At 71.1% G+C, this 22,179-nt stretch carries 21 protein-coding genes and 1 pseudogene; 10 read left to right on the forward strand and 12 right to left on the reverse strand.

The genetic code is table 11. The annotated features are described in order from the left end of the window. The 4 genes from E1295_RS38130 to E1295_RS38145 form a co-directional block, all read left to right on the forward strand. Positions 1-482: PadR family transcriptional regulator (locus E1295_RS38130; protein WP_132638470.1), on the forward strand; the 482-nt coding region annotated here is incomplete at its 5' end. After that, a complete protein-coding gene (locus E1295_RS38135; RefSeq protein WP_132638472.1) occupies positions 483-1,460 on the forward strand; it encodes an ATP-binding cassette domain-containing protein in 978 nt (325 codons plus the stop codon). A gap of 2 nt (positions 1,461-1,462) precedes the next feature. Further along, positions 1,463-2,317 (forward strand): ABC transporter permease, encoded by an 855-nt coding sequence (locus tag E1295_RS38140; RefSeq protein WP_132638474.1) that lies wholly within the window; start codon positions 1,463-1,465, stop codon positions 2,315-2,317. Positions 2,318-2,416: 99 nt separating this feature from the next. Beyond that, positions 2,417-3,010, forward strand: coding sequence for a hypothetical protein (locus E1295_RS38145; protein ID WP_132638476.1), 594 nt, complete (start codon positions 2,417-2,419; stop codon positions 3,008-3,010). 59 nt (positions 3,011-3,069) lie between these two features. Here the strand turns inward: E1295_RS38145 and E1295_RS38150 are convergent, their stop codons facing one another. Further along, on the reverse strand, positions 3,070-4,413 hold the full coding sequence (locus E1295_RS38150; RefSeq protein ID WP_132638478.1) for a hypothetical protein: 1,344 nt from the start codon (positions 4,411-4,413) through the stop codon (positions 3,070-3,072). A gap of 196 nt (positions 4,414-4,609) precedes the next feature. On the opposite strand from E1295_RS38150, the gene E1295_RS38155 reads away from it, so the two are divergent. After that, positions 4,610-6,829, forward strand: coding sequence for a thiamine pyrophosphate-dependent enzyme (locus E1295_RS38155; RefSeq protein WP_132638480.1), 2,220 nt, complete (start codon positions 4,610-4,612; stop codon positions 6,827-6,829). Here the strand turns inward: E1295_RS38155 and E1295_RS38160 are convergent. The 3 genes from E1295_RS38160 to E1295_RS38170 are packed head-to-tail and all read right to left on the reverse strand — an operon-like array spanning position 6,818 to position 9,148. Continuing rightward, complete coding sequence (locus E1295_RS38160; protein WP_132638482.1) at positions 6,818-7,282, reverse strand: fibronectin type III domain-containing protein; 465 nt, start codon at positions 7,280-7,282, stop codon at positions 6,818-6,820. The two genes, E1295_RS38155 and E1295_RS38160, sit on opposite strands and share 12 nt — an antisense overlap. Beyond that, positions 7,276-8,397, reverse strand: a complete 1,122-nt coding sequence (locus E1295_RS38165) for a serine/threonine-protein kinase (protein WP_166427619.1) — start codon at positions 8,395-8,397, stop codon at positions 7,276-7,278. The genes E1295_RS38160 and E1295_RS38165 overlap by 7 nt, the downstream gene beginning before the upstream one ends. A gap of 52 nt (positions 8,398-8,449) precedes the next feature. Next, on the reverse strand, positions 8,450-9,148 hold the full coding sequence (locus E1295_RS38170; protein ID WP_132638486.1) for a M50 family metallopeptidase: 699 nt from the start codon (positions 9,146-9,148) through the stop codon (positions 8,450-8,452). Between the two features lie 34 nt (positions 9,149-9,182). Here E1295_RS38170 and E1295_RS38175 point away from each other — a divergent pair, with 34 nt between their 5' ends. From E1295_RS38175 to E1295_RS38185, 3 genes are read left to right on the forward strand one after another with little or no spacing between them, the layout of a single operon-like run. Further along, positions 9,183-10,067, forward strand: a complete 885-nt coding sequence (locus tag E1295_RS38175; RefSeq protein ID WP_246080850.1) for an amidohydrolase family protein — start codon at positions 9,183-9,185, stop codon at positions 10,065-10,067. Positions 10,068-10,074: 7 nt separating this feature from the next. Beyond that, positions 10,075-10,548, forward strand: coding sequence for a nuclear transport factor 2 family protein (locus E1295_RS38180; RefSeq protein WP_132638488.1), 474 nt, complete (start codon positions 10,075-10,077; stop codon positions 10,546-10,548). A 22-nt stretch (positions 10,549-10,570) separates the two neighbouring features. Beyond that, positions 10,571-11,689: a magnesium and cobalt transport protein CorA gene (locus E1295_RS38185; RefSeq protein ID WP_132638490.1), complete on the forward strand. Its 1,119-nt coding sequence runs from the start codon at positions 10,571-10,573 to the stop codon at positions 11,687-11,689. Between the two features lie 75 nt (positions 11,690-11,764). Here the strand turns inward: E1295_RS38185 and E1295_RS38190 are convergent, their stop codons facing one another. Both E1295_RS38190 and E1295_RS38195 read right to left on the reverse strand, forming a co-directional pair. Then, positions 11,765-13,741, reverse strand: coding sequence for a hypothetical protein (locus E1295_RS38190; protein ID WP_132638492.1), 1,977 nt, complete (start codon positions 13,739-13,741; stop codon positions 11,765-11,767). Positions 13,742-13,999: 258 nt separating this feature from the next. Continuing rightward, positions 14,000-14,833 carry a Clp protease N-terminal domain-containing protein gene (locus tag E1295_RS38195; RefSeq protein ID WP_132638494.1) on the reverse strand — a complete coding sequence of 278 codons (834 nt, stop codon included), beginning with the start codon at positions 14,831-14,833 and terminating at the stop codon, positions 14,000-14,002. A gap of 84 nt (positions 14,834-14,917) precedes the next feature. Here E1295_RS38195 and E1295_RS38200 point away from each other — a divergent pair, with 84 nt between their 5' ends. Then, positions 14,918-15,835, forward strand: a complete 918-nt coding sequence (locus E1295_RS38200; protein WP_246080852.1) for an RpnC/YadD family protein — start codon at positions 14,918-14,920, stop codon at positions 15,833-15,835. A gap of 161 nt (positions 15,836-15,996) precedes the next feature. On the opposite strand, the gene E1295_RS51440 is transcribed toward E1295_RS38200, so the two are convergent. The 6 genes and pseudogenes from E1295_RS51440 to E1295_RS38225 form a co-directional block, all read right to left on the reverse strand. Continuing rightward, positions 15,997-16,236 carry a hypothetical protein gene (locus E1295_RS51440; RefSeq protein WP_246080853.1) on the reverse strand — a complete coding sequence of 80 codons (240 nt, stop codon included), beginning with the start codon at positions 16,234-16,236 and terminating at the stop codon, positions 15,997-15,999. Positions 16,237-16,294: 58 nt separating this feature from the next. After that, positions 16,295-16,714 (reverse strand): annotated as a pseudogene (locus E1295_RS52685) (heparinase II/III domain-containing protein); the annotation flags it as partial. A 147-nt stretch (positions 16,715-16,861) separates the two neighbouring features. Next, positions 16,862-17,356 (reverse strand): hypothetical protein, encoded by a 495-nt coding sequence (locus E1295_RS38210; protein ID WP_132638498.1) that lies wholly within the window; start codon positions 17,354-17,356, stop codon positions 16,862-16,864. Next, positions 17,353-17,934 carry a hypothetical protein gene (locus E1295_RS38215; protein ID WP_132638500.1) on the reverse strand — a complete coding sequence of 194 codons (582 nt, stop codon included), beginning with the start codon at positions 17,932-17,934 and terminating at the stop codon, positions 17,353-17,355. Before E1295_RS38215 ends, E1295_RS38210 begins: the two co-directional genes overlap by 4 nt. 9 nt (positions 17,935-17,943) lie before the next feature. Continuing rightward, positions 17,944-18,981 (reverse strand): AAA family ATPase, encoded by a 1,038-nt coding sequence (locus E1295_RS38220; protein WP_246080855.1) that lies wholly within the window; start codon positions 18,979-18,981, stop codon positions 17,944-17,946. A 13-nt stretch (positions 18,982-18,994) separates the two neighbouring features. Next, positions 18,995-21,121, reverse strand: coding sequence for a fibronectin type III domain-containing protein (locus tag E1295_RS38225; RefSeq protein ID WP_132638502.1), 2,127 nt, complete (start codon positions 21,119-21,121; stop codon positions 18,995-18,997). 176 nt (positions 21,122-21,297) lie between these two features. On the opposite strand from E1295_RS38225, the gene E1295_RS38230 reads away from it, so the two are divergent. Further along, positions 21,298-22,179 (forward strand): hypothetical protein (locus tag E1295_RS38230; RefSeq protein ID WP_132638504.1); only part of this gene is annotated, 882 nt, incomplete at its 3' end.

Consider the following 22,179-nt stretch of genomic DNA (forward strand, 5'->3'; position numbering starts at 1 on the left):
CCCCTCCGCCGCCCCCGGGATCCGGGTGGGAGACGCCGCCGCCGAGGATCCGCAGGGGCGACGTCAGAGCGGCCCTGCTCGCCCTCCTCCACGAGGGGCCGCAGAACGGCTACCAGATGATCCAGGACATCGAGGAGCGCAGCCACGGCGTGTGGCGGCCCAGCCCGGGATCGGTCTACCCGGCGCTCCAGCAGCTCGAGGACGAGGGACTGGTGACGGGGGACGAATCAGGCGGGAGCCGCACGTACCGGCTGACCGAGCAGGGGCGCCCCCAGGCGGCCCGGCACGCCGGCGAGGCGCCATGGGAAGAGGTCGCCCGCAGCGTGCCGGCCGGCCACCACGAGCTGCGCGTGCTCTGGGCCCAGCTCACCGAGGCCTTCACCCACCTGGCCAGGACGGGCAGCGACCGGCAGGTGGCGGAGGCCAAGCAGTTGATCAAGCGGACACGCAGGTCCGTCTTCCAGATCCTCGCGGAGGGCTGAATGGCCGAGAACCCGGCGGTGGCCGTGCGGGGGTTGCGGAAGTCGTACGGAAAGGTCGACGCCGTCAAAGGCGTGGACCTCGAGGTGCGGCCCGGCGAGGTGTTCGGCTTCCTCGGCCCCAACGGCGCCGGCAAGACCACCACCATCAACATGCTCTGCACCCTGGTGAACCCGACCGGCGGCAGCGCCGCCGTCGCGGGGCACGACGTGGTGAAGGAGCGTGACGAGGTACGCAGGAACATCGGCCTGGTCTTCCAGGACCCCACCCTCGACGGCTACCTGAGCGCCGAGCACAACCTGCGCTTCCACGCGGAGCTGTACGGCGTGCCGAAGAGCCTGGTCGGCGACCGGATCCGGCAGGTGATGGAGATGGTCGCGCTCTGGGACCGCAAGGACGCCAAGGTGATGACGTTCTCCGGCGGCATGAAGCGGCGGCTGGAGATCGCGAGGGGCCTGCTGCACTCGCCGCGGGTGTTGTTCCTGGACGAGCCGACCGTCGGCCTGGACCCGCAGACCCGCTCGGCCATCTGGGGCTACATCAACCAGTTACGGCTCATGGAGGACATCACCATCTTCATGACGACGCACTACATGGACGAGGCCGAGTACTGCGACCGGATCGCCATCATCGACCACGGCGACATCGTCGTCATCGACTCCCCCGAGGCGCTCAAGGCCAGCGTCGGCAAGGACCGCGTGCAGATCCAGACCGCCGACGACGCCGGGGCGATCGGGGCGCTGCAGGAGCGGTTCGGGCTGGAGGCGGCCGTGCACGAGGGCACGGTGACGTTCGCCGTGCCGTCGGGCGAGGAGTTCGTGCCCCGGCTGTTCGCCGAGCTCGGCATGCCGATCCGCTCGGTGAGCGTCTCGCGGCCGTCGCTCGACGACGTGTTCATGTCCTACACCGGCTCCACCATCCGCGACGCCGAGGCCGGCGGCGACGACATGTCGTGGATGCGCACGATGGCGAGGCGGTAGCGATGGCGACAGAGACCGTCGGTGTCCGGGTGCCGGCCCGCAGCGCCGGCCACGACCTGCGGGCCGTCAAGATCGTGCTCCACCGGGAGATGCTGCGGTTCGTCAACGATCGCCCCCGCATGTTGTCGATGCTCATGCAGCCGGTGTTATGGCTGTTCGTCATGGGTACGGGGCTCGGCTCGCTGGTGCAGGGGGCGATCCCCGGGGTCGACTACCGCACGTTCATGTATCCCGGCATGATCTCCATGACCGTGATCATGACGGGCATGTTCTCCGCAGGGTCCATCGTGTGGGACCGCGAGTTCGGCTTCCTCAGGGAGATGCTGGTCGCGCCCGTCTCACGCGGGGCGATCGTGGCCGGCAAGTGCCTGGGCGGCGCCCTCGTGGCCACCGGGCAGGGCGTCGTCATCCTCGCCATGGCGGGGCTGGTCGGCGTGCCCTACGCCCCGACGCTGTTCCTCACACTGCTGGCGGAGATGTTCCTCGCCGCGTTCACGATCACGGCCTTCGGGGTGATGCTGGCCGCCCGGATGAAGAACATGCAGTCGTTCTTCGGGGTGATGCAGATGGCCATCATGCCGATGATGTTCCTGTCGGGGGCGATGTTCCCGCTGGCCAACCTGCCGTCGTGGCTGCACGTGCTGACCGTGGTCAACCCGATGACGTACGCGGTGGACCCGATGCGGCAGGCGGTCTTCTCCCACCTGGACGTGCCCGCCGAGGCGAACGCGGTGCTCAACCCGGGGGTGACGTGGTTCGGCGAGCAGGTGCCCGTGCTGCTGGAGCTGGGCGTCGTGGCCGCGCTCGGGGCGGCGCTGCTGGGCGTGGGCATCGCCCAGTTCAGACGGGCCGACTAGGACTGGTTTTCGTATCCGGCTGCGCTCGACCCGTCACGGAGGGTAGCTTTCCCTATGCGCGCGCGCCTCCCGACCCTCCCCCCGAAAGGAGTTCATGCGATGCTGGATCTTTCCGAGCAGGTTCGTGACCTGGAGACCCGCGTCACGGCGCTCGAGCACGGTACATTCAGCGGCATGCCTGGCACCAGCGTCGCCGAACGCTTCACCTCGCTGCACGACCGCGTGGACGTCGTAGGACAGAACGTCCTCAACAGGCTCGAGAAGTTCCGCGAGGAGGCGACCACCCGCTTCACGAACGTGGACGACCGCCTCAACGATCTCGACGACCAGATTCAGAACGTCAGGACGGAGATGGCGGACAACTTCGCCGTCGTGAACGCCAAGGCCGCGCGGATGGAGCTGCAGATCGACAAGATCTACCAGCGGCTCGACTCGCACGAGGCCCGGTTCGACCGTCTCGAGGCGTTCATGGGCAAGCAGGCCCGCGAGATCGACGACCGGTTCAAGGCCGTGGACGACCGGTTCGAGGCCGTGGACGAGCGGTTCGAAGCAGTGGACAAGCGATTCGAGGCCGTGGACGAGCAGTTCAAGGCCGTCGACCGGCGATTCGACACCGTTGACAGTGAGATCGCGGACATCAAGGCTCTCCTGGTCCGCATCGACGCCAAGCTGACCGGCCAGCAGCCCAACTAGGCCGGAACGGGTGCGGCCCCGGGCGGTGTGCCCGGGGCCGCTCCTCTGCGCTCAGGCGCTCAGCGTCTCACGCGGACGTAGTCCGCGCCGCTGGTGTCGCCGTACGCGTCGTCGTCACCGCGGAAGACGAACCTCCAGTGACCGGACCGCCATGCCTTGGCCGTGGTGAACAGGCGGCCGCTGTCGCCGGCCCGGGTCGACTTCACGTACTGCCACGTGCGCGAGCCGAGCGGCTTGAAGTACAGCGACACCCGGCCGGAGTGGCCTTCCCACGAGCCGTCGTCGTCGATCTGCAGCAGGCCCCTGATCCTCAGGTACGAGCCCCGCTTGACCGGCTCGGGGTAGGCGTTGACCGCGATCAGCCGCGTGTCCGCCTTCGCGGGCGGCGGCTTGACGGTCACGTAGTCCGGGCGACTGACCGTGCCCTTGACGCCGCGGGCGCCGTCGTACTCGGCACGCCACCAGCCCGAGCTCCGCGCGGTGGCGGAGGCGTGGAAGCGGCCGTGGCGGCTGGTCCTGTCGCTCGTGACGTACGTCCACCGGTCGGAGCCGGCGGCCTTGAAGAAGATCTCCACCCGCTGCCCGGACACGCGGCCGCGGTCCTCGATCCGCAGGGAGCCGGACAGGCGCAGCTTGTCGCCCTTCTCCACCGGTTCGGGACGGGCGTCGAAGCGGGAGATCCGGCTGTCGAGCCTGGAGCGCTTGACGTTGACCCGGTCGGAGTCGCTGACCGACGCCTCGGCGGCGGACGTGGCCGCGAACTGGGCCCGCCACCAGCCGGTGGAGTCGGCGCGGACGCGGGCGCTGAACCAGCCGCCGCGGCGGGTCGTCACCTTGGTGACCTCGCGGTAGGCGTCCGCGCCGCGCTCGCGGAACGTGATCGCGACGGACTGGCCGGAGTAGCCCTTGCCGCCGGCGAGGAGCCGGCCGGAGACCCGGATCCTGTCGCCCTTGTCCACCCGGCCGGGACGGGCGCCGAAGTTGGTGATCTTGGTGTCGAGCAGTTTCTTGACGACCTCGAACGTACCGCTGCGGGACGCGTCGCCGTCGCCGGCGGCGGAGGCCTTCCAGCCCCACTTGCCGACGGCTTTGGCGTCGAAGGACTTGGTGCCGGTCCACTTCGTCCAGTTCCCGCGCTTGGCGGGCTTCAGGCTGACGGGGGTGTCGACGCTGACGTCGCCGGGCGCCTTGACCGTGAACTCGGCCTTCTCCGCGCCCTTGGTGTAGAAGCTGAACGTGGCCTTGACCGCGCCCTTGGAGACGTCGATCGGCGGGCCGGGGTTGATGCTCACCCGGGCGATGGCGGGGGCTTGGGCCGCCGTCGCGGTGGCGGGGGCCGAGACGAGCGTCCCGGCGGCCACGGCTGTGGCGAGGGCGGCGGCTACACGGATGCGTTGTAACATGCGGGTTCCTTTCTGGATACCCCAGTGGTTTCAACGCGGCATTGAGGGTGCCACGTGTGTCCCCAGTAGACGCGCTTTCGCGTGTGAAGGGTGGGGTTTCTGACAAACGGTCATAAGTTGGGGTCAAAGGGACCGGTCCACAACATCTCCCCGGCGTCCGGCAGACGGCAGCGCCGAACGAAGACATAATCGAGGCGTGGCGCGCGACACAGTTGAGACTCATTTCACCCAGGCCGTGGCGATGCTGGAGCCGGGCCCCGCCCGAGATCCCGGGCGGCCGGTCCGCGACGGCGTCGCCCTGACAGGCGAGCAGTGCCGCACGTTGTTCCACCGCCAGCTCGACAGCCGGCTGCTCGACCTCGCCGCCCGGTGGCTGCGCGCGCAGGACGAGGGCTACTACACGATCGGCTCCGCCGGTCACGAGGGCAACGCGGCCGTCGCCGCGGCCCTGCGCCCCGGCGACCCCGCCCTGCTCCACTACCGCTCCGGCGCCTTCTACCTGACCAGGTCCGAGCAGGCCGGGCGGCTGCCCGAACAGGGCATCCGTGACGTGCTGATGGGCCTGACCGCGGCGGCCGACGAGCCGATCGCGGGCGGCCGGCACAAGGTGTTCGGCCATCCCGAGCTGGCCGTCATCCCGCAGACCTCCACGATCGCCAGCCATCTGCCCAGAGCCGTCGGCGTGGCGTTCGCGATCGAGCGGGCGCGGGCGCTCGGCGTCAGGACCGCCTGGCCGCAGGACGCGATCGCGGTGTGCAGCTTCGGCGACGCCTCGATCAACCACGCCAGCGCCCTGTCCGGCTTCAACACCGCCTCCTACGCGACCTACCAGGGCCAGGCGCTGCCCCTGCTGTTCGTGTGCGAGGACAACGGCATCGGCATCAGCGTCCGCACGCCCAAGGGGTGGGTGGAGGCGGCCGCGCGGCGCCCGGGCATCGAATACTTCTCCGCCGACGGCTGCGATCTGGCGCAGGCCTACGACGTGGCCGTACGCGCCGCCGAGCACGTACGCGAGCACCGCTCCCCCGCGTTCCTGCACCTGTCGACCGTGCGGCTCATGGGGCACGCGGGCTCCGACGTCGAGTCGGCCTACCGCACCCAGCGCGAGATCAAGGCCGACCTCGCGCGCGACCCGCTGCTGCGGACGGCGGCGCTGCTCGTCGAGGCCGGGCTGGAGAGCCCTGAAGGGCTGCTCACCACGTACGAGTCCGCGCGCGAGCACGTGCTGCGCATGGCGATGGAGACGACGCGCAGCCCTCGGCTCGGCTCGGCCCGCGAGGTCATGGAGCCGATCGCGCCGCGCGACGCCGAGCTGATCGCCAGGATCAGCCCGGTGGCGGCCACCGCCGAGGCCAGGGAGAAGGCGTTCGCCGGGTCGCTGCCGGAGAACGACCAGCCGCTGACGTTGTGCCAGGCCATCAACCGCACGCTCGCCGACGCGCTGACCGTCTACCCGGAGCTGACGGTGTTCGGCGAGGACGTCGCCAAGAAGGGCGGCGTCTACGGCGTGACCAGAGGGCTGCAGAAGCGGTTCGGGTCAGGGCGGGTGTTCGACACACTGCTCGACGAGCAGGCCGTGCTCGGGCTGGCCCTGGGGGCCGGCGTGTCGGGGATGCTGCCGGTGCCCGAGATCCAATACCTCGCCTACCTGCACAACGCGCTCGACCAGATCCGCGGCGAGGCCGCCACGCTGTCGTTCTTCTCCCGGGGCTCCTACACCAACCCGATGGTGGTCCGGGTGGCCGGCTACGCCTACCAGAAGGGGTTCGGCGGCCACTTCCACAACGACAACGCGGTGGCCGCGCTGCGCGACATCCCGGGGCTGGTCATCGCCTCGCCGTCGCGCCCCGACGACGCCTCGGCGATGTTGCGCACCTGTCTCGCGGCAGCCCGCACGTCCGGGTCGGTCTGCGTCTACCTGGAGCCGATCGCCCTCTACCACACGCGTGACCTGTTCGAGGAGGGCGACGGAGGCTGGCTCGCGCCCTACGCGCCGCCCGGGCGCTGGGCCGAGACGCACGTTCCCATCGGGCGGGCCCGCTCCTACGGCGACGGGCGCGACCTGACGATCGTGACGTTCGGCAACGGGGTGCGGATAAGCCTGCGCGCCGCGGTCCGGCTCACCCAGGAGGGTTACGGCTGCCGCGTGCTCGACCTGCGCTGGCTCGCGCCGCTGCCGATGGAGGACCTGCTGCGGGCCGCGGAGCTGACCGGCAAAGTGCTGGTCGCCGACGAGACCCGGCATTCGGGAGGCGTCTCGGAGGGCGTCGTGGCCGAGCTGCTCGACGCCGGGTTCACCGGGTCGATCGCCCGGGTCACCTCGTCCGACAGCTTCGTCCCGCTGGGCAGGGCGGCCGACCACGTGCTGCTGTCGGAGGAGGAGATCGAGCAGGCGGCGCGCAAGCTACTCGGTTGAGCGCGCCACCGCGCCTCTGATGCACATCGGCTTCGACCAGGCCACTGTCGACGACTGCGCGATGCGCAGGGGCACGCCGACCACGAAGCAGTAGCCGGTGTCCGGGTCGAGGCCCGCGACGCGGGCCGACGTGGCACCCTGGGCGAGCGCGGTGATGCGCTGCTCCCCGTCCTTCACCGGCGACCGCTGCAGCACGACGGGATAGCGGCGGGCGCCGGCGGGCAGCGCCCACCGCAGCCGCACCAGCGCGCCCTGGTCCGCCGTCACCTTCAGGCCGCGCGGGGCCAGCGCCGCCACGTCCCGCTCGTCGATGTGCTCGGGATCTCCGGTGCCCTGCTGGGACGCGGGCGGCTGGGTGGTCGTACGTGGTGGCGGGCTCTGCTGGAGCGACAGGTGCACCGCCAGCGCCGTGCCGCCGGCCGCGATGACGGCGACCCCGGCGCCGATCAGCACGTTCCTCGACGTCCGCGACGGCCGCGCCGGAACTCCTGACCCGCCCGGCGACCCGGCAGGCACACCTGCAGGCGGGCCGGCAGGCGTCCCAGGCTGCATCCCGGCCTGCGTCCCTGCAGGCACACACCGGCAGGCAGACCGGCAGGCAGACCGGCAGGCAGACCGGCAGGCGGGCCGGTCGTGACAGGGCGGGCCGGACCTGTCGCGTGCGGGTCGTGGCGGGGGTGCGGCACCGTGGACATCCCCGGCTCCGGCCCGGGGTCCTGGCCCACCAGGTCCGTCACCGGCAGACCGAGCTCGCCCTGCACCTGCTGCAACCGCCGCGCGAGCTCGCGTGCGGAGGCGTACCGGGCCTCGGGGTCTTTGCGCATCGCCCGCAGGATCGTCTCGAACAGCGGCGGCGGCACGTCGGCGCGACCGAGAGGCGGCGGTTCGACGCTGAGCACGCGGTACATCAGCGGCGCGATCGACGGGTCCGTCGCGTTGTGGAAGGCGGGCTGACCGGCCAGCAGGTGGTAGAGGGTCGAGCCCAGCGAGTAGATGTCGGTCGGGACGGAGTGCGGCGCGCCGGTGAGCACCTCGGGGGCGGCGTGCAGCGGGGTGAACGCCTGCGAGGCGGCCGAGGCCTCCGCGTTGTCGACGACCCTGGCCACGCCGAAGTCGGCGATGGCGGGCTCGCCGTAGCGGGAGACGAGGATGTTCTGCGGCTTGATGTCGCCGTGCAGGACGCCCGCCTCGTGCACGGCGGCCAGCGCGCCGGCCAGCTTGACGCCGGTGCGCAGCATGTCCTGCACGGTCAGCGGGCCCTGCCTGCGGATCTTGTCGCGCAGTGAACCGTGCTCGAAGAAGTCCATCGCGATGTACGGCTTGCCGGAGCGCGTCACACCGGTGTCGAAGACGGTCACGACGTTGGGGTGGCCGGTCAGGCGGCCGGTGAGCTGCAGCTCCCGCTGGAAACGGCGCATGGTGCGCTGGTCGACCCGGTCGACGGACAGCGCCTTGAGGGCCACGATCCGGTCGAGGCGTTCCTGGTAGGCGCGGTAGACGACGGCGAACCCGCCCCGGCCCGCCTCATCGAGCACGCGGTAGCCCGGTGCGTCCTCGACTGCCGGCACGGCACCCCCTGTTCCCCGAGCTCGCAGGCGAGTTTAGTGGGGAAATGCGCACCTAGAGGGGATTCATGAGGTATGCACCGAAGGCCACCGACGCCAGCGACACCAGGAGGAAGAAGAACACGTAGAACCCGCCGGGCAGGATCGTCAGCCTGGCCAGCTGGTCGGCGTCGGAGTCACGGGCCTGGCGCCGGTGCCGCTTGCGCTGCAGCTCGATGATCGGCCGGATGCCGCCGAACAACAGGAACCACACCGCGACCAGGGCGACGACCTGTTGCACCTCCGACGGCGCGTACATGATCAGGGCGAAGACGGCGCCGCCCGTGGCCAGCAGGATCAGGGCGCCGTACAGGTTGCGGATGAGCAGGAGCATGCAGACCAGGAACAGCAGCACCACCCAGATCAGCAGCGTGATGCGGCCCTGCTCGGTCAGCCAGGCCGCGGCCAGGCCCAGCAGCGAGGGCGCCAGATAGCCGGCCAGCGCGGTCAGCACCATGCCAGGCCCGGTGGGCCTGCCCCTCGTCAGGGTCACGCCCGAGGTGTCGGAGTGCAGGCGGATGCCTTCGAGCTTGCGCCGGGTGAGCAGCGCCATCAGCGCGTGGCCGCCCTCGTGGGCGATGGTGATCAGCCCCCTGGACAGCTGCCAGGGCAGGCGGAAGCCGACGATCACGAACGCGGCGAGAGCCGAGACCCCCACGACCCAGGGGTCGGGGTCAGGCTGAACATCGATCAGGTGGGCCCAGAACTTGTCCATCGAGGAAGAACACTATCCAGGTAAAGTCTGTCCCGTGGCCACAGAACGAGATTCTGACGCTGAGGTGCCGGACTGGTGGCGTGGCCTCGGCCTGCCCGGCCTCATCGACCTGCACGTCCACTTCCTGCCCGAACGCATGCAGCGGCGGGTCTGGCACCACTTCCGCCACGGCGGCCCGCTGGTGGGCGACGGCTGGAAGATCGAGTACGAGTGGCCGGTGGAGGAGCGGGTGGCCCGGCTGAGGGAGATGGGCGTGCGTGCGTTCCCCGCCCTGGCCTACGCCCACAAACCCGGCATGGCCCGCGATCTCAACGCCTGGACGCTGGACTTCGCCCGCCGTACACCCGGATGCCTCCCCTCGGCGACCTTCTACCCCGAGCCTGGGGTCGTGGACTACGTGCGCCGGGCGCTCGCGGACGGCGTACGGATCTTCAAGGTGCACCTGCAGGTCGGCGGGTTCGACCCGCGGGTCCCCGAGCTGGACGCGGTGTGGGGGCTGCTGGCCGAGGCCGGGGTGCCGGTGGTGACCCACGCCAGCTCCGTGCCGGTCCCCGGCGGCCACGTCGGCGCGGAGCCGATCGGCGAGGTGCTGCGCCGCCACCCGGGGCTCCGGCTGGTGATCGCGCACCTGGGCATGCCGGAGTACGACCCGTTCTTCGCGCTGGCCGCCCGCCACGAACGGGTCGCGCTGGACACCACGATGGCGTTCACCGACTTCGCCGAACACGGGATGCCGTTCCCCGCACGGTTGCGGCCCGCGCTGCTTGACCTCGGCCTGGCGGGGAAGGTGGTGCTCGGCACCGATTTCCCGACCATCCCGTACTCCTACGCGCACCAGCTCGGCGCGCTCGCCCGGCTCGGCCTCGGCGAGGCCTGGCTCAGGGCCGTGTGCTGGGACAACGGCGCGGACATGATCTGATAGGACAGTGAACGATCGGCACGTGGCGCTGATCAGCGCCTTCTACGACGCTCTGGGGCGGGCCGACTTCGCGGCCATGGAGAGCTGCTACCACCCCGACGTCAGCTTCGGCGACCCCATCTTCCTTGAGGTGGAGGGTCGCGAAAGGGTCATGCGGATGTGGCGGCTGCAGCTCGGCGTCCGCGATGGGCTGCAGTCCGCCTACTGCGACGTGACGGCGGACGACCACACCGGCACCGCCCACTGGACGGCCCGCTACACCTTCGCGCGCACGGGGCGCGAGGTCGTCAACGAGATCGACGCGCTGTTCAGGTTCGAGGACGGCCTGATCGTGCGCCATCACGACGAGTTCGACTTCAGACGCTGGTCGAAGATGGCGCTCGGCAGGCCGCACGGGCTGCTGTTCGGCTGGACCCCCATGTGGCGCGAGTCCATCAGGGACCGGGCGGCGCAGCAGCTCGACGACTTGCGGCCCGCTTGACGTCGGGAGGGACACAGGAGGCATGGCCAGGGTCAGAGGGTTGAGGCGCGGCCCGGACACGCGCGAGGAGGCGCCCGAGCTGTCCATGGACCCGCGCGCCTCTGAGGAGCCGCCCTACCGGCCCACCGTCATCGACAACGCGATCTACCGCGACGGCGAGCGCGTCGACAACCCCGGCTCGCTCGCCGACGCCTTCGAACGCCTCAAGCAGGAGCCGGGCAGCATGGCCTGGATCGGCCTCTACCGGCCGAAGGGCTGGGAGCTGGTCAAGCTCGGCGAGGAGTTCGAGCTGCACGAGCTGGCGCTGGAGGACGCCATCGTCGGCTCCCAGCGGCCCAAGGCCGACCGTTACGGCGACACCCTCTTCGTGGTGCTGCGGGCCGCACGCTACCTCGACGACGTGGAGGAGGTCGCGTTCGGGGAACTGCACGTCTTCGTCGGCCCCAACTTCGTGATCACCGTACGCCATGCGGAGGCGCCCGACCTGCACGGCGTACGCCACCGCATGGAGTCCGACCCCGACCTGCTCCGGCAGGGACCGCAGGCCGTGCTCTACGCCATCCTCGACGCCGTCGTCGACGGCTACGCGCCGGTCGTGGCCGGGCTGCAGAAGGACATCGAGGAGATCGAGGTGCAGGTCTTCGGCGGCGACCCCTCGGTCTCGCGCCGCGTCTACGAGCTGTCAGGCGAGGTGATCGAGTTCCAGCGGGCCACCGCGCCGCTGGTCGGGATGATCCACGGGTTCATCGCGGGAGCGGCGAAATACGGGGTGACCGGCGAACTCGAAAGCTATCTCCGTGACGTGGCCGACCACGCCATCACGGTGGCCGAGCGCATCTCGGCCTTCCGGCAGATGTTGCAGAACATCCTCATCGTCAACTCGACGCTCGTCACCCAGGCGCAGAACGAGGAGATGGCGCGGATGACGGAGGCGAGCATCAGGCAGGGTGAGGAGGTCAAGAAGATCTCCGCCTGGGCCGCCATCCTCTTCGCTCCGACCCTGGTCGGCACCATCTACGGGATGAACTTCGATGTCATGCCCGAGACCCACTGGGCCTTCGGTTATCCGTTCGCCATCCTGCTCATGGCGGTGGTCTGCCTGGTGCTCCACACCGTCTTCAAACGCCGCGACTGGCTCTGAGAATCTGGCATTCTGCGCGACCTCCATCAGCGTCGGCGTGCGAGCCGTCGGCCGGCCCGCACGACGCCGGACCCGTCAAAGCGCGGCCTCGCCGAGAACGGCCGCTGCCTGCGCCGCGTGCGGTCCGGCGCCTACGGCGATCGTCCGGAGCATGGTGCGCGCCGGTTCCCTGGAGCCCTCGGCCATGCTCCAGCCGGCGTAGTGGTAGGCGGCGCACGTCTCGGCTCCCGGCTCGGTGCTCGGCTCCCGCGTTTCGCCCGCCAGTTCGTACGCCGTCCGCGCCGCCTCCTCCTCGCCGGCCTCGGCGAGCAGATCCCCGAGCCTGCGGATCGACCACCGAGCGCCCTCGACGCTCCCGAGGTCGAGCCGTGCCTGGTAGAACGCGGCCCGCGTCCGGGCCGCGCCCGCCGCGACACGTTCGCCCTGCCCGTCCAGCAGCCCCGCCAGGCTCAGCGCCGCCCGCACACGGTCACCGAGGTAGACGAATCCCTTCTCCGCCTGGCTGAACGCCGCGCAAGCGCCGTTCAGGTCGCGCTGTTCCACGCGGACGACGCCGAGGTCGTACGCGGGCCTCGCCGCCGCGTCCTCGTCGGGCTCGGTGAGAGCGGCTCCGCGCCGCAGCCATTCGGCGGCCGCCTGGAGGTCCTCGCGCTTCTTGTGGGCGATGCCGAGGAAGTGGCAGGCCTTCGCCGCCGCTCTCGGGTGCGCCTGTTCGGCCGTCGGCACCAGCCGGGCGACGCCGTCGAGGTCGTCATTGTCCTGCAGCAGGCGCAGAAGCTTGAAGACGACCCGCTCCGAGCGGGACGTGCCTCCGGACACGGCGTCGATGAGGCCCTCGGCGAGGGCCCGGCGGTATCCCTCGGCCGCCCTGCCGGTCGCCACCACCCCGTCGATGACCTTGTCCACGGCCTCGTCGTCGTTCTCTCGCGTCCACACGGCCGCGAGGTCGAGGCCGAAAACGGCGGCGCACTCCAGGTCGGCGGATTCGGTGAGCCGGGCCAACGCGGCTCGGGCGCGATCGAACCGCCGTCCCGCCAGCTCCGTTCCGAACCGCGCCACCGCGGCGGACCCGCAGGCCCCGGTGAGCGCCCGCAGCGAGGCGTCCTGATCCTGGTCCCGAAGGGCGCGGCAGGTTCGCTCGGCCCAGGTCTCGGTGCCGGCCAGCCGGCGAGCCTCCCGGATGAGGTCGACGTCGCCCAGCTGTTCGGCGAGCGTGAACGCGGACTGCGCCTCCTCCTCCGCACCGCTCCCCCGCAGGAGGGCGCCGAGCCTGAGTGCCGCCCGGGAGACATGTCGCCTGGCCCCGTTGGGCGAGACGCCCTGGCAGGCGACGACCTCCTCGTACGCCGCACGGGCCGCCTGCGAGTCGCCCTGCTCGGCGTGCAGGTTCCCCAGGTAGAGCAGCGCTTTCACCCGTTCGTCCGGGTCCTGTGTGCCGGCCGCCAGCCGGTAGGCCTCGACAGCGCCGGCGACGTCGCCCGCTTCCTGGCGGAACCAGCCGAGGACGAAGGCGGCGCGCGTGTCTCCGCCCGCGGCCGGAGCGGCGTACGCCGTCTCGACGTCGATCGCCTCCGCAGCCTCGCTCTCGTAGCTCCCGGTGCCCCAGCTCTGGCCGAGCCGCAGCGGGGCCAGCCAGCGCGGGTCGGTGACCTCGACGTCGTAGTCACCCTGGGCGAGCAGGTCCTCGTCCCGCCAGCGTCCGTCACGCACGTAGTAGAACATCGCCAGGCGGTCCCAGGCGTCGCTGTCGAGGGGGTGATTACGGGTGGTCACGCGGTGCACGCCCGAGACGAACAGACGGGTGTGGCGGACGACCCACGCCTCGTCGCAGAACTCATCGACCCCGACCAGGTCGGCCAGCGGCCCGTAGTTGTGACCACGTATGCCGTCCGCGCCTTCCCATAGCAGCCGGAAGAAGAAGCTCGGGTCGTTCGGCAGCAGGTCGTCCGTTCCCCAGGACGGCTCGTAGTAGACGACGAAGACCCGGAAGCGCACACGTCGCCGCTCGTGGTCGAGATCGAGGACGCGTACGCCGAACAGATCGGTGGACATCAAGGTCCTTTCTGGACAATGCCGGGCTCATTGCCTTCCGAGTACCGCGATTCATGATCGCAGGCACGGCCGAGGCCGGCCAAACTCAGTGGCAAGCAACCCGTACCGCCCGAACCCGCCCCACGATCCGTCCGGCGCCCGCCGTCGCCGCGCTCACCACGTGGCCGCGATCACGATGCCGACCACGACCACGGTGACGATGGCGGCGCGTAGCACGGCGCGAGCACGCCGCCGGCCGGTGGCGATCACGCGCGCGCCTCAGGTGTCCGGGCCGAGGCGTTCTTCCAGGCGTTCTTCCAGACGTTCGAGGCGATGGACGAACGGCTGGAGCTCCTGACGGATCGCGGCCGCCAGCCTCGCCTGCACGGCGGACTCCCCCGCCGCCTGACCGGCCTGGGCCGCCGGGGCTCCCTGCTGGGTCTCTCCGGCCTGGGCCGCCGCGGCACCCTGCTGGGCCTCTCCGCGCAGGTGCACGTACCCCGCCAGGGCCGCCACCACCGCGCGCCGGGTGAGCCGGGGCTCGGCGCCCAGCCCGCGCAGGACCTGGCCCGCCACCCCGTCGGGCTCGGCGACGAGGCCCAGCAGGAGGTGCTCGCAGCCGACGTAGTTGTGGCCGAGCGAGGTGGCCTCGGTGACGGTGAACTCCAGGGCGTTGGCGGCCTCCGTGCCCAGCGCCATGGGCGGGTCGCCGTCCGGGGTGCTCTCGGGCCGCTGGGCCGGCCGGTGCCGGGACAGGTCGCGCCCGACCTGCTCCGGGTCGATGTCCATGGCGCGCAGCACGTGCAGTGCCAGGTTGGAGCCCTCGTTGAGCATGCCGGCGAGCAGGTGTTCGGTGCCGACGCTCGCGGCGCCGTCGGCCTTGGCCGCCTCCTGGGCCAGCTTGACCACCACGACGCGGGTCCTCGGCGTGAGGTGGGCGAGCGCTCCGCTCGGCTGGTCGACGTCCTGAGGGATCAAGGCCATCTCCCTGATGGCGGTCACCCGGCGCACCGCCTGCTCCAGGGCGCGCTGGCAGATGGCCGACACCGGGACACCGGCCGCTTTGACGGCTTCGGCGAGATCGTCGGGAAGGTACACGTTGATCTTAGGCATGCCCCCACTATAACCCCAATGGGGTGCCAGACCTAGTTTCCAGAATCTCGCCACTTTCCGTGTTCATCATGTGACAATCAGTCCATGCCGTCTCCCCGACATGACACCCTCGTCAAGCTGTTTCACGACCGCCCCTCCCTGGTGGTCGACATCTTGCGCGACCTCATGGGCGTGAACCTCCCCTACACCACTCTTGTCCAGATCGAGAAGACCACCTTCAACACCCGCCCCTCCGACGACATCGAGGCCGACGTAGTCCTCACCCTCGGACCCACACCAAGCCCCGCCCACGCTGTCATCGTGGAAATTCAGCAGGACAAGAACAAAGAGCGCCACCAACTGGCCCGGTACGCCGCATCACTGTGGCTGATGCTCAAATGCGACGTCACCGTGCTCGTCATATCCGCCGACCAGGGCGTCGCCGACCACTACGCACAAGCCATCGACCCCGGACTGACCGGCTACCGCTTCCAGGCATGGGCTCTCGGCCCCGACGGCATCCCCGCCATCAACGACCCCCAGCACGCCGCCGACCAACTGGACATGGCCGCCATGTCCGTCATGGTCCACGGCCGCGACCCCAAAGTCGTCGAAGCCTTCGCCACAGCGCTCGCCGGCACCTGCAACGAACACGCTCCGAAGTACTATGAATACGCCTACAGCATGGCCGCGCCCGAGATCCGGCGCCTCATGGAGGAAATCATGACATCCACCGACTGGCCCGTCTTCAGCCCCTTCGCCCGCGAACACTACGGCCGCGGCCGCGAAGAAGGCAGATCCGAAGGAAAGGCAGAGGGAAAGACAGAAGGCGAGGCAGAAGGTCGGACGGCGGGCAAGGCGGAGGAAGCTGCCAGGTCGGTGCTGCTCGTCCTGGCCGCTCGCGGCTTCGACGTCCCGCAGGACACCCGGGACACGATCACCTCCTGCACCGACCTCGGCCGGCTGGAAACGTGGATCACCCGCGCCGCCACCGCACAAACCCTCCACGAGATGTTCGACTGAGCGAGCGGGAAACGCGCAGCGGGCTCACCCCCGCGGGGGTGAGCCCGAGCAGTGGGCGATCCGGCGCCGGAGAGAGAGGAGGCGCCGACTGCGGACCGGAGGGTGGAGGAGCGCCCGAGGGCTTACCCGGGCTGCGACCCTTCCGACCTGCGATCGCACACTCATAGTAAAACATCGGTCACACTGTGCGTGCCGAAAACGGCCCGATCCATGGTGTACGGCGGCCGAAGGGGGACGGGGCCGCCGGGCGTGCGCACGGTCAGCGAACCGTCCGAACGCGACAGCGGAGGCTCCGCGACGCCGGGCACGATCACGGTCAGTACGCGCGCCGCCTCGCCGGACAGCACGGTGACGACCTCCGACGTACGCAGGTAACCGAGTGAGATCAGTCCCGGCCGCACGGCCTGACCGTCGGGCGGGGAACGGCAGCAGCGTCACCCGGAAGTCCCCGTCACCGAGCACGACCGTCCCCTCGCTCCGGGACACGATCCTGAGCGACGGGTCGAAGTGCCAGAGGCTGCGCAGGGAGGCGTCCGGGGGCACGGAGTCGTGCACGGCCATCAGGTCCGGGCGGTGGCTGACCTGGACGCGCCGGGTCCTGCGCACCCCGTAGGCGTCGTCGGCCAGTTCGAAGGACTGGCGGGACGGCCCGATCGCGGAGCTCACCAGGCGCGTGGCGGGGCCGGGGCGGAAGGGTGCTGAGACGACCGGTACGTTGTGCGCCTGCGGTGAGCGGGTCCATTCCGCGTACCCGGTGCGCTCGTAGGAGTGGAAGCCGGCCTCCACGAGGATGCGCCGGCCGTGGGCGCTGTAGGTGAGGCCGAGGTGGGGGCCGAGGTCGACGGCCGGTTGCCCGGCGAACCTGACCCGCCCGCGCATCACCTCCTCCACCTTGATCGCCGGGAACTGGTCACTCAGGCAGATGGCCCTGCCTGAGGTGGTGCGGGCACGCCGGAACACGTCGTGGCTCCTGTGAGAGGGGCGCGCGGGACCAGCGCGCCGCGCCGATGAAGGCTGGGAAGGGGCTCAGGGGAGGTCCGGCCCCCGGTCGGTCCAGCCCGCGGTGAGCACGATCTCGTGGCGGCCGTCGTGGCCGCCGTCCGAGCAGGACAGCACCTGCGAGGTGGCCGGGTCGATGATCAGGGTCCGTTCGACGCAGGAGGGCAGGGCGAAGGAGAACGCCTCTCCGGCGCGCCCCCGCTCGTCCTGCCGCGCGCCGAGGTAGCGGACCTCTGGCAGATCGGCGAGCGCCCGGTAGGCGGCCGCGCGGACCCTCGGCGGGGACGGCTTGGTCCACAGCAGGCCGCTGAGCGCGTCGGCCAGCAACCCCTCCGACCCGGCGGGCAGCATCGCGGCCACCCGCTCGCGCAGCGCCGCGGCGTCGGACGGCAGGGCCTGGATCTGCTGGTACGTCAGGTCGCGCCCGGCCATGCTGAACGGCGACCGGCCGGTGACGCGCTTGATCTCACCCTCCTCGGCGATCCACGCCCGGCCCTGCCTGGTCACCCAGAGCCGGCTCACCCTGGTGCCGCCGTGCAGCTTGCTGACGTGCCAGTAGGCGCCCTTCGACTCGGTCGACGCCGCCGTGTGTGCGCCCTGCCGGACGGCGGGACGGCGAGCGCGACGGTGCGGGGGCGCACGAGGAGGGTGGCGTGGCCGCCGTACTCCCTGACGCGGCGCGTGAGGCCGAACGGGTCGGCGCGCACGAGGCGCAGCGGCCCGACGGGGATCTCGCCGCGCACGTCCGTGGGCAGCGGGTACGAGATCGTGCGCCGGCCGTTCCGTGCCAGCCTGGGCAGGTCGACGGTGTGCTCCGACGCGCCGATGCGGTCCTGGGCGCGCAGCCCGGACAGGCCGCGGCGGCCGAGGTTGGTCACGCTCAGCACGGCGACGGCGGCGTCCCCGCGCGCCACCTTGAGCGGCGTGACCTCGCGGTGGACCTCCAGCCTGGGCTTAGGAGCGGTCCACGCGAGCGCGGAGCCCAGCGCGAGCAGCCCGCCGGTGGCGAGCACGACGGGCTCCGGGCAGCCGAGCGCGAACCCCGCCGCGTACAGCAGCACGGACCCGGCGAGCGTGCCCCAGCCCAGCGGGGTGAGCACGGCCGGCTCCTACGCCGCCTGCGGCACCGGCATCCCGGCGAGGATCTCGCCGAGCGCCGCCGCGGTGGTGACGCCGCGCAGCTCCGCCTCGGGCGTGAGGATCAGGCGGTGTGCGAGCACCGGTACGGCCAGCGCCTTGACGTCCTCGGGCACGACGTAGTGGCGTCCGGCGGCGGCGGCCTTGACCCTGGCCGCGCGCAGCAGCGCGAGGCTGCCACGGGGGCTGGCGCCGAGCCGCAGGTGCGGGCTGGTGCGGGTGGCGGCGCACACCGCCACGATGTAGTCGTAGACGGGGTCGGCCACGTGGACGCGCGAGGCGAAGTCGATCATTCCGGACACGTCGGACGCCCGAGCCACGACGGGCAGCCGCTCGACCTGCGGCCCTGTCGGCATGCCCTTGAGCACCTCGACCTCGGAGACGTGGTCGGGGTAGCCGACGGAGATCTTCATCAGGAACCGGTCGAGCTGGGCCTCGGGCAGCGGGTACGTGCCGTCCATGTCGACCGGGTTCTGCGTGGCCACCACCAGGAACGGCCGTGGCACCGGATGCGGCTCGGCGTCCACCGTGACCCTGCGCTCCTCCATGACCTCCAGCAGCGCGGCCTGGGTCTTGGGCGAGGCCCGGTTGATCTCGTCGGCGAGCACGATGTTCGCGAAGACGGGCCCGTGGTGGAACTCGAACTTCTGGTGCGCCTGGTTGAAGATCGACACGCCGGTGATGTCGCTGGGCAGCAGGTCGGGGGTGAACTGGATGCGCCGCCACTCGGCGTCCACGCTGGCGGCGACGCACCGGGCGAGCGTGGTCTTGCCGGTGCCCGGCACGTCCTCGACGAGCAGGTGCCCCTCGGAGAACAGGCAGATCAGGGCCAGCTCGATGGCCTCGTGCTTGCCCCGGATGATGCGTTCGATGTTGCCGGCGAGCAGCTGGAAACGCTGCGCGAACTGACCGGCGAGCTGGGCCGGTTGCTGTGGCGGCTGGTGCTGTTGCGGCTGATGGTACGGCTGCACCGCCTGTTCGATCTGGTTCTGCTGGTTGTACTGGGTCAACTGAGTCCCCTTCTCAGTCGGTGCACTCGTAGAGCGGCGCGGCGGGGAACCCCCCGCGCGGCGTGGCCATCAGGGTGTCACTGATGTAGGCGGTGCCTCCGTTCCATTCGATCCTGTCCCAGATGTCGCTGGTCTCCCCCGTCTGATCCTCGGTCACCGACTTGCCCCTGACCTGGCAGATCACCGTCAGGTTCAGGTATTTGCCCTTCTCGATCTTCCCGATCTGGCAACCGCCCGTGGGACACGAGTTGATCTTGGAGTTGGTCTGGTCGTTGTTGGCGTTCTTGTAGGAGCGCTTCGGGTAGGCGAGGTCGACCTCGGTCGTGACCGCCTCCGGGCTCTCCCCCGCCGCGTTCCTGGCCTTGAGCGTGAACGTGTGCTTCTGGTCGTTCCTCAGCCCGTCCACGGTGTGCGACGTGCCGGTGACGCGGCCGGTCGCGGCGCCGGTCAGCTCGTAGGTGACGCCTTCGCCGGCGTTCGCGGGCGCGGTCCAGCTCAGTGCGGCGCCCCGGTTCCTGGCCTTGGCGGTGAACCCGGACGGCGAGCCGGGCGCCACGCACGGCCTCACCCCCGCGCTCGGCTCCGACTCGACCTCGCCGCCCTCCCCGTGCGCGACGACCACGAACGTGTACTCGTCCGCGCAGTCGCCGCCGGTGAACTCGAACCGGTAGGGCCCGCCGGCGTCCACCGAGTCGGGTACGGAGCCGCCGCCGCCCGACGCCTTCAACGGGTACCGCTCGACCTTGCCGCCGGTGGACGGGCTGAAGCTCACCGTCACCTTGCCGGGCCCCGACCTGGCGCTCACGGCGCCGGGGGCGGACGGCGCGCTGGGCGTGGGTCTCGGGGACCGGGCGTTCTTGCCGGGCTCGCGGGTCGGCCCGGACGTCGGCCCGGACGTCGGCCCGGACGTCGGCGGGTCCGCCCGCGTCCGGGTGGGGCCGGGGTCTGTGCCGGTCGTCTGGGCCGGGTCGGGGCGGGTGTCGCTGCGCGTCGGCTCGGGACGCGGCGTCTTCGGCCTGGGAGTGCTGGTCGGGCCGGGTACGTCGGAGTCGGCCTTGTCGATGTCGTGCTTGCGGCCCTCGGGGTCGATGACGACGGCCTTGTCGCCGTTCTCGTCGTTCGCCCAGAGCAGGCCGTCCTTGACGAACACGTCCACCGGGCCGGGCCGCTGGGCCACCTGGAGCGTGGTGGGCCGTCCCCCGGCGGCGCTGTCCCAGACGATCAGCGCGCCGGTGCTCTCGTCGGGCACGTACACCTTGGAGCCGAGGATCTGCGGCACGCCGAGCTTGGCGGGGTCGCCGGCGGCGAACTTGGTGCTGAGCACCGCGTTGGACCCGGTGTCGATCACCACGAGCAGCCCCGAGCCGGCGGCCGAGAGCACCGGGACCAGCGGGCCCTCCGTCCCGGCCGGGGTGAGCGCGCCTCCCTTGGCGGCCCTGGCGACGTCGTTGGGCAGGGTGATCTCGCCCACGCCGCCGTCCGAGCCGATGATCGTGGCGGTGGCGGCGCGGGTGTTGACCACGACGGGCAGGCCGCCGGCGATCGTGACCGACAGTTCCTCGCCCGGCTCGCCGACCTTGACCGGGGTCGCCGCGACGCCCTGCGACACCGGCACCACCTCGCCCTTGGCGATCACCGGTACCCACGGCCGGCCGCCGCCGTCGATGCGGGCGGGCCCGAGCGGCGCCGGCAGGGTGAGGGGAGCGCCGACGGAGCCGAGCGTGACCGGGTCGATCTGCTGGATCTGTCCGGAGGCCGGATCGACGGCGTATCCCACCGTGCCGGACACGGCCAGTTGTGTCCCGGCCGCGCCGAAGTCGCGGGTCTGCTCGACGCTGAGCCGGCTGGGCTCGACGCGGCTGACGTGTCCGGTGCGGTCGTCGACGAGCAGCACGTTGCCGCCGTCCTGCACGACACGCAGCTGACGGCCCGCCTGGTGGTCGAGATAGCCGTCGACCTCTCCGGACAGACCGTTGACGTACACGATCCGGCCTTTGGCCTTGGTCCACAGCCACGCGCCGACGTCGGCCAGCTTGGGCGTGGCGCTGGACACGCCCACGCCGAACCAGGCCGCCGCCGCGACCAGGGCCATGGCCACCACGGAGGCGACAACCGCCGTGCCCCGATCGCCTCGGAGCATGCGCGTCCGCACCGCTAACTCACCCCGTATGCACACTTACAGAGCGTTTTGCCCCCGCCTTACCGGGCATCACCCTAGCGCTCAGTTGTCGCCTGCGTGTATGTACTCGCTGGTACGGGCATGGGTTCGCCGGGAGACGGCGGAGAGTGTCGGCGCGAAGCCGTACCTTAGTCCCCGTGCCTGAACAGCCTCTGACCCTCGACGCGGTGCTCACCGACGAGGCCGTCCTGTCGACCTACCGCCGCATGTTCGCCGCGCTGGCCCGCGACAGCGGGGCGGTGGTCGACGATCCGGTCCTGGTCGACATCGCCGAGACGTTGTTCGCCGCGTTCGCCGAGGCGGGCGAGGAGTGGCTGACGCACGAGCAGATGCGCTTCGCCTGCCGGGCCTTTCCCACCGACCACTTCGACAACCGGCTGCGGGTGCTCAAGGGGCTCGGGGCGATCCGCGAGGTGTTCCCCAAGCCCAACCAGCTGCGTTACCGGGCGTCGTTCACCAGTGTGGTCGGGCTGATGTTCATCCGGCGGATGATGGACGACGGCGGCCAGTCGGAGATGCACCGGCTGCTGGCGCTCGAGGACCTCAACGTCGCCGATCCGCGCACCACGATGGAGGATGCCGGGCAGAGCGCCGTCAACCTGACGCGGGCGTTCCGGCTGTGGGCGCTCGAGCTGATCACGCTCACCATGGGCACCATCGAGGAGTTGCGCGAGCAGGCCCCCAAGCTGTGGGGCACCGAGGAGATCGCGCGGCGCGCGCAGGGGCTGCACGGCACGATCCTGACCCGCTGGCCGGAGCTCGACCGGGTCTGCACCGACCTGCGCGCGGCGATCTACGCCTACAGCGACGCCTCGCGCCGGGCCGCCGGGCGGCTGGCCGACTCCGCCGGCACCACGCGCAACCTGACGCTGCTGCCGACCGAGACGTGGCGCACGTTCGCGCAGACCGCCTCGCGGGAGCGGCTGGCGGCGGTGCTCGACGGGTTCGTCTTCGACGCGCCCGCGCCCTGGCACGATCCCGCCGCCATCGCCCGCGCCGTCGACGAGGCGCCGCGGCCG

The organism is Nonomuraea mesophila, assembly GCF_004352805.1.
Lineage (GTDB): Bacteria > Actinomycetota > Actinomycetes > Streptosporangiales > Streptosporangiaceae > Nonomuraea > Nonomuraea longispora.

Bases quoted from the DNA above. Each gene is read 5' to 3' on its own strand.
- E1295_RS38135 (WP_132638472.1), top strand. From the start codon at position 483: ATGGCCGAGAACCCGGCGGTGGCCGTGCGGGGGTTGCGGAAGTCGTAC.
- E1295_RS38140 (WP_132638474.1), top strand. From the start codon at position 1,463: ATGGCGACAGAGACCGTCGGTGTCCGGGTGCCGGCCCGCAGCGCCGGC.
- E1295_RS38145 (WP_132638476.1), top strand. From the start codon at position 2,417: ATGCTGGATCTTTCCGAGCAGGTTCGTGACCTGGAGACCCGCGTCACG.
- E1295_RS38150 (WP_132638478.1), bottom strand. From the start codon at position 4,413: ATGTTACAACGCATCCGTGTAGCCGCCGCCCTCGCCACAGCCGTGGCC.
- E1295_RS38170 (WP_132638486.1), bottom strand. From the start codon at position 9,148: ATGGACAAGTTCTGGGCCCACCTGATCGATGTTCAGCCTGACCCCGAC.
- E1295_RS38185 (WP_132638490.1), top strand. From the start codon at position 10,571: ATGGCCAGGGTCAGAGGGTTGAGGCGCGGCCCGGACACGCGCGAGGAG.
- E1295_RS38190 (WP_132638492.1), bottom strand. From the start codon at position 13,741: ATGTCCACCGATCTGTTCGGCGTACGCGTCCTCGATCTCGACCACGAG.
- E1295_RS38195 (WP_132638494.1), bottom strand. From the start codon at position 14,833: ATGCCTAAGATCAACGTGTACCTTCCCGACGATCTCGCCGAAGCCGTC.
- E1295_RS38200 (WP_246080852.1), top strand. From the start codon at position 14,918: ATGCCGTCTCCCCGACATGACACCCTCGTCAAGCTGTTTCACGACCGC.
- E1295_RS38225 (WP_132638502.1), bottom strand. From the start codon at position 21,121: ATGCTCCGAGGCGATCGGGGCACGGCGGTTGTCGCCTCCGTGGTGGCC.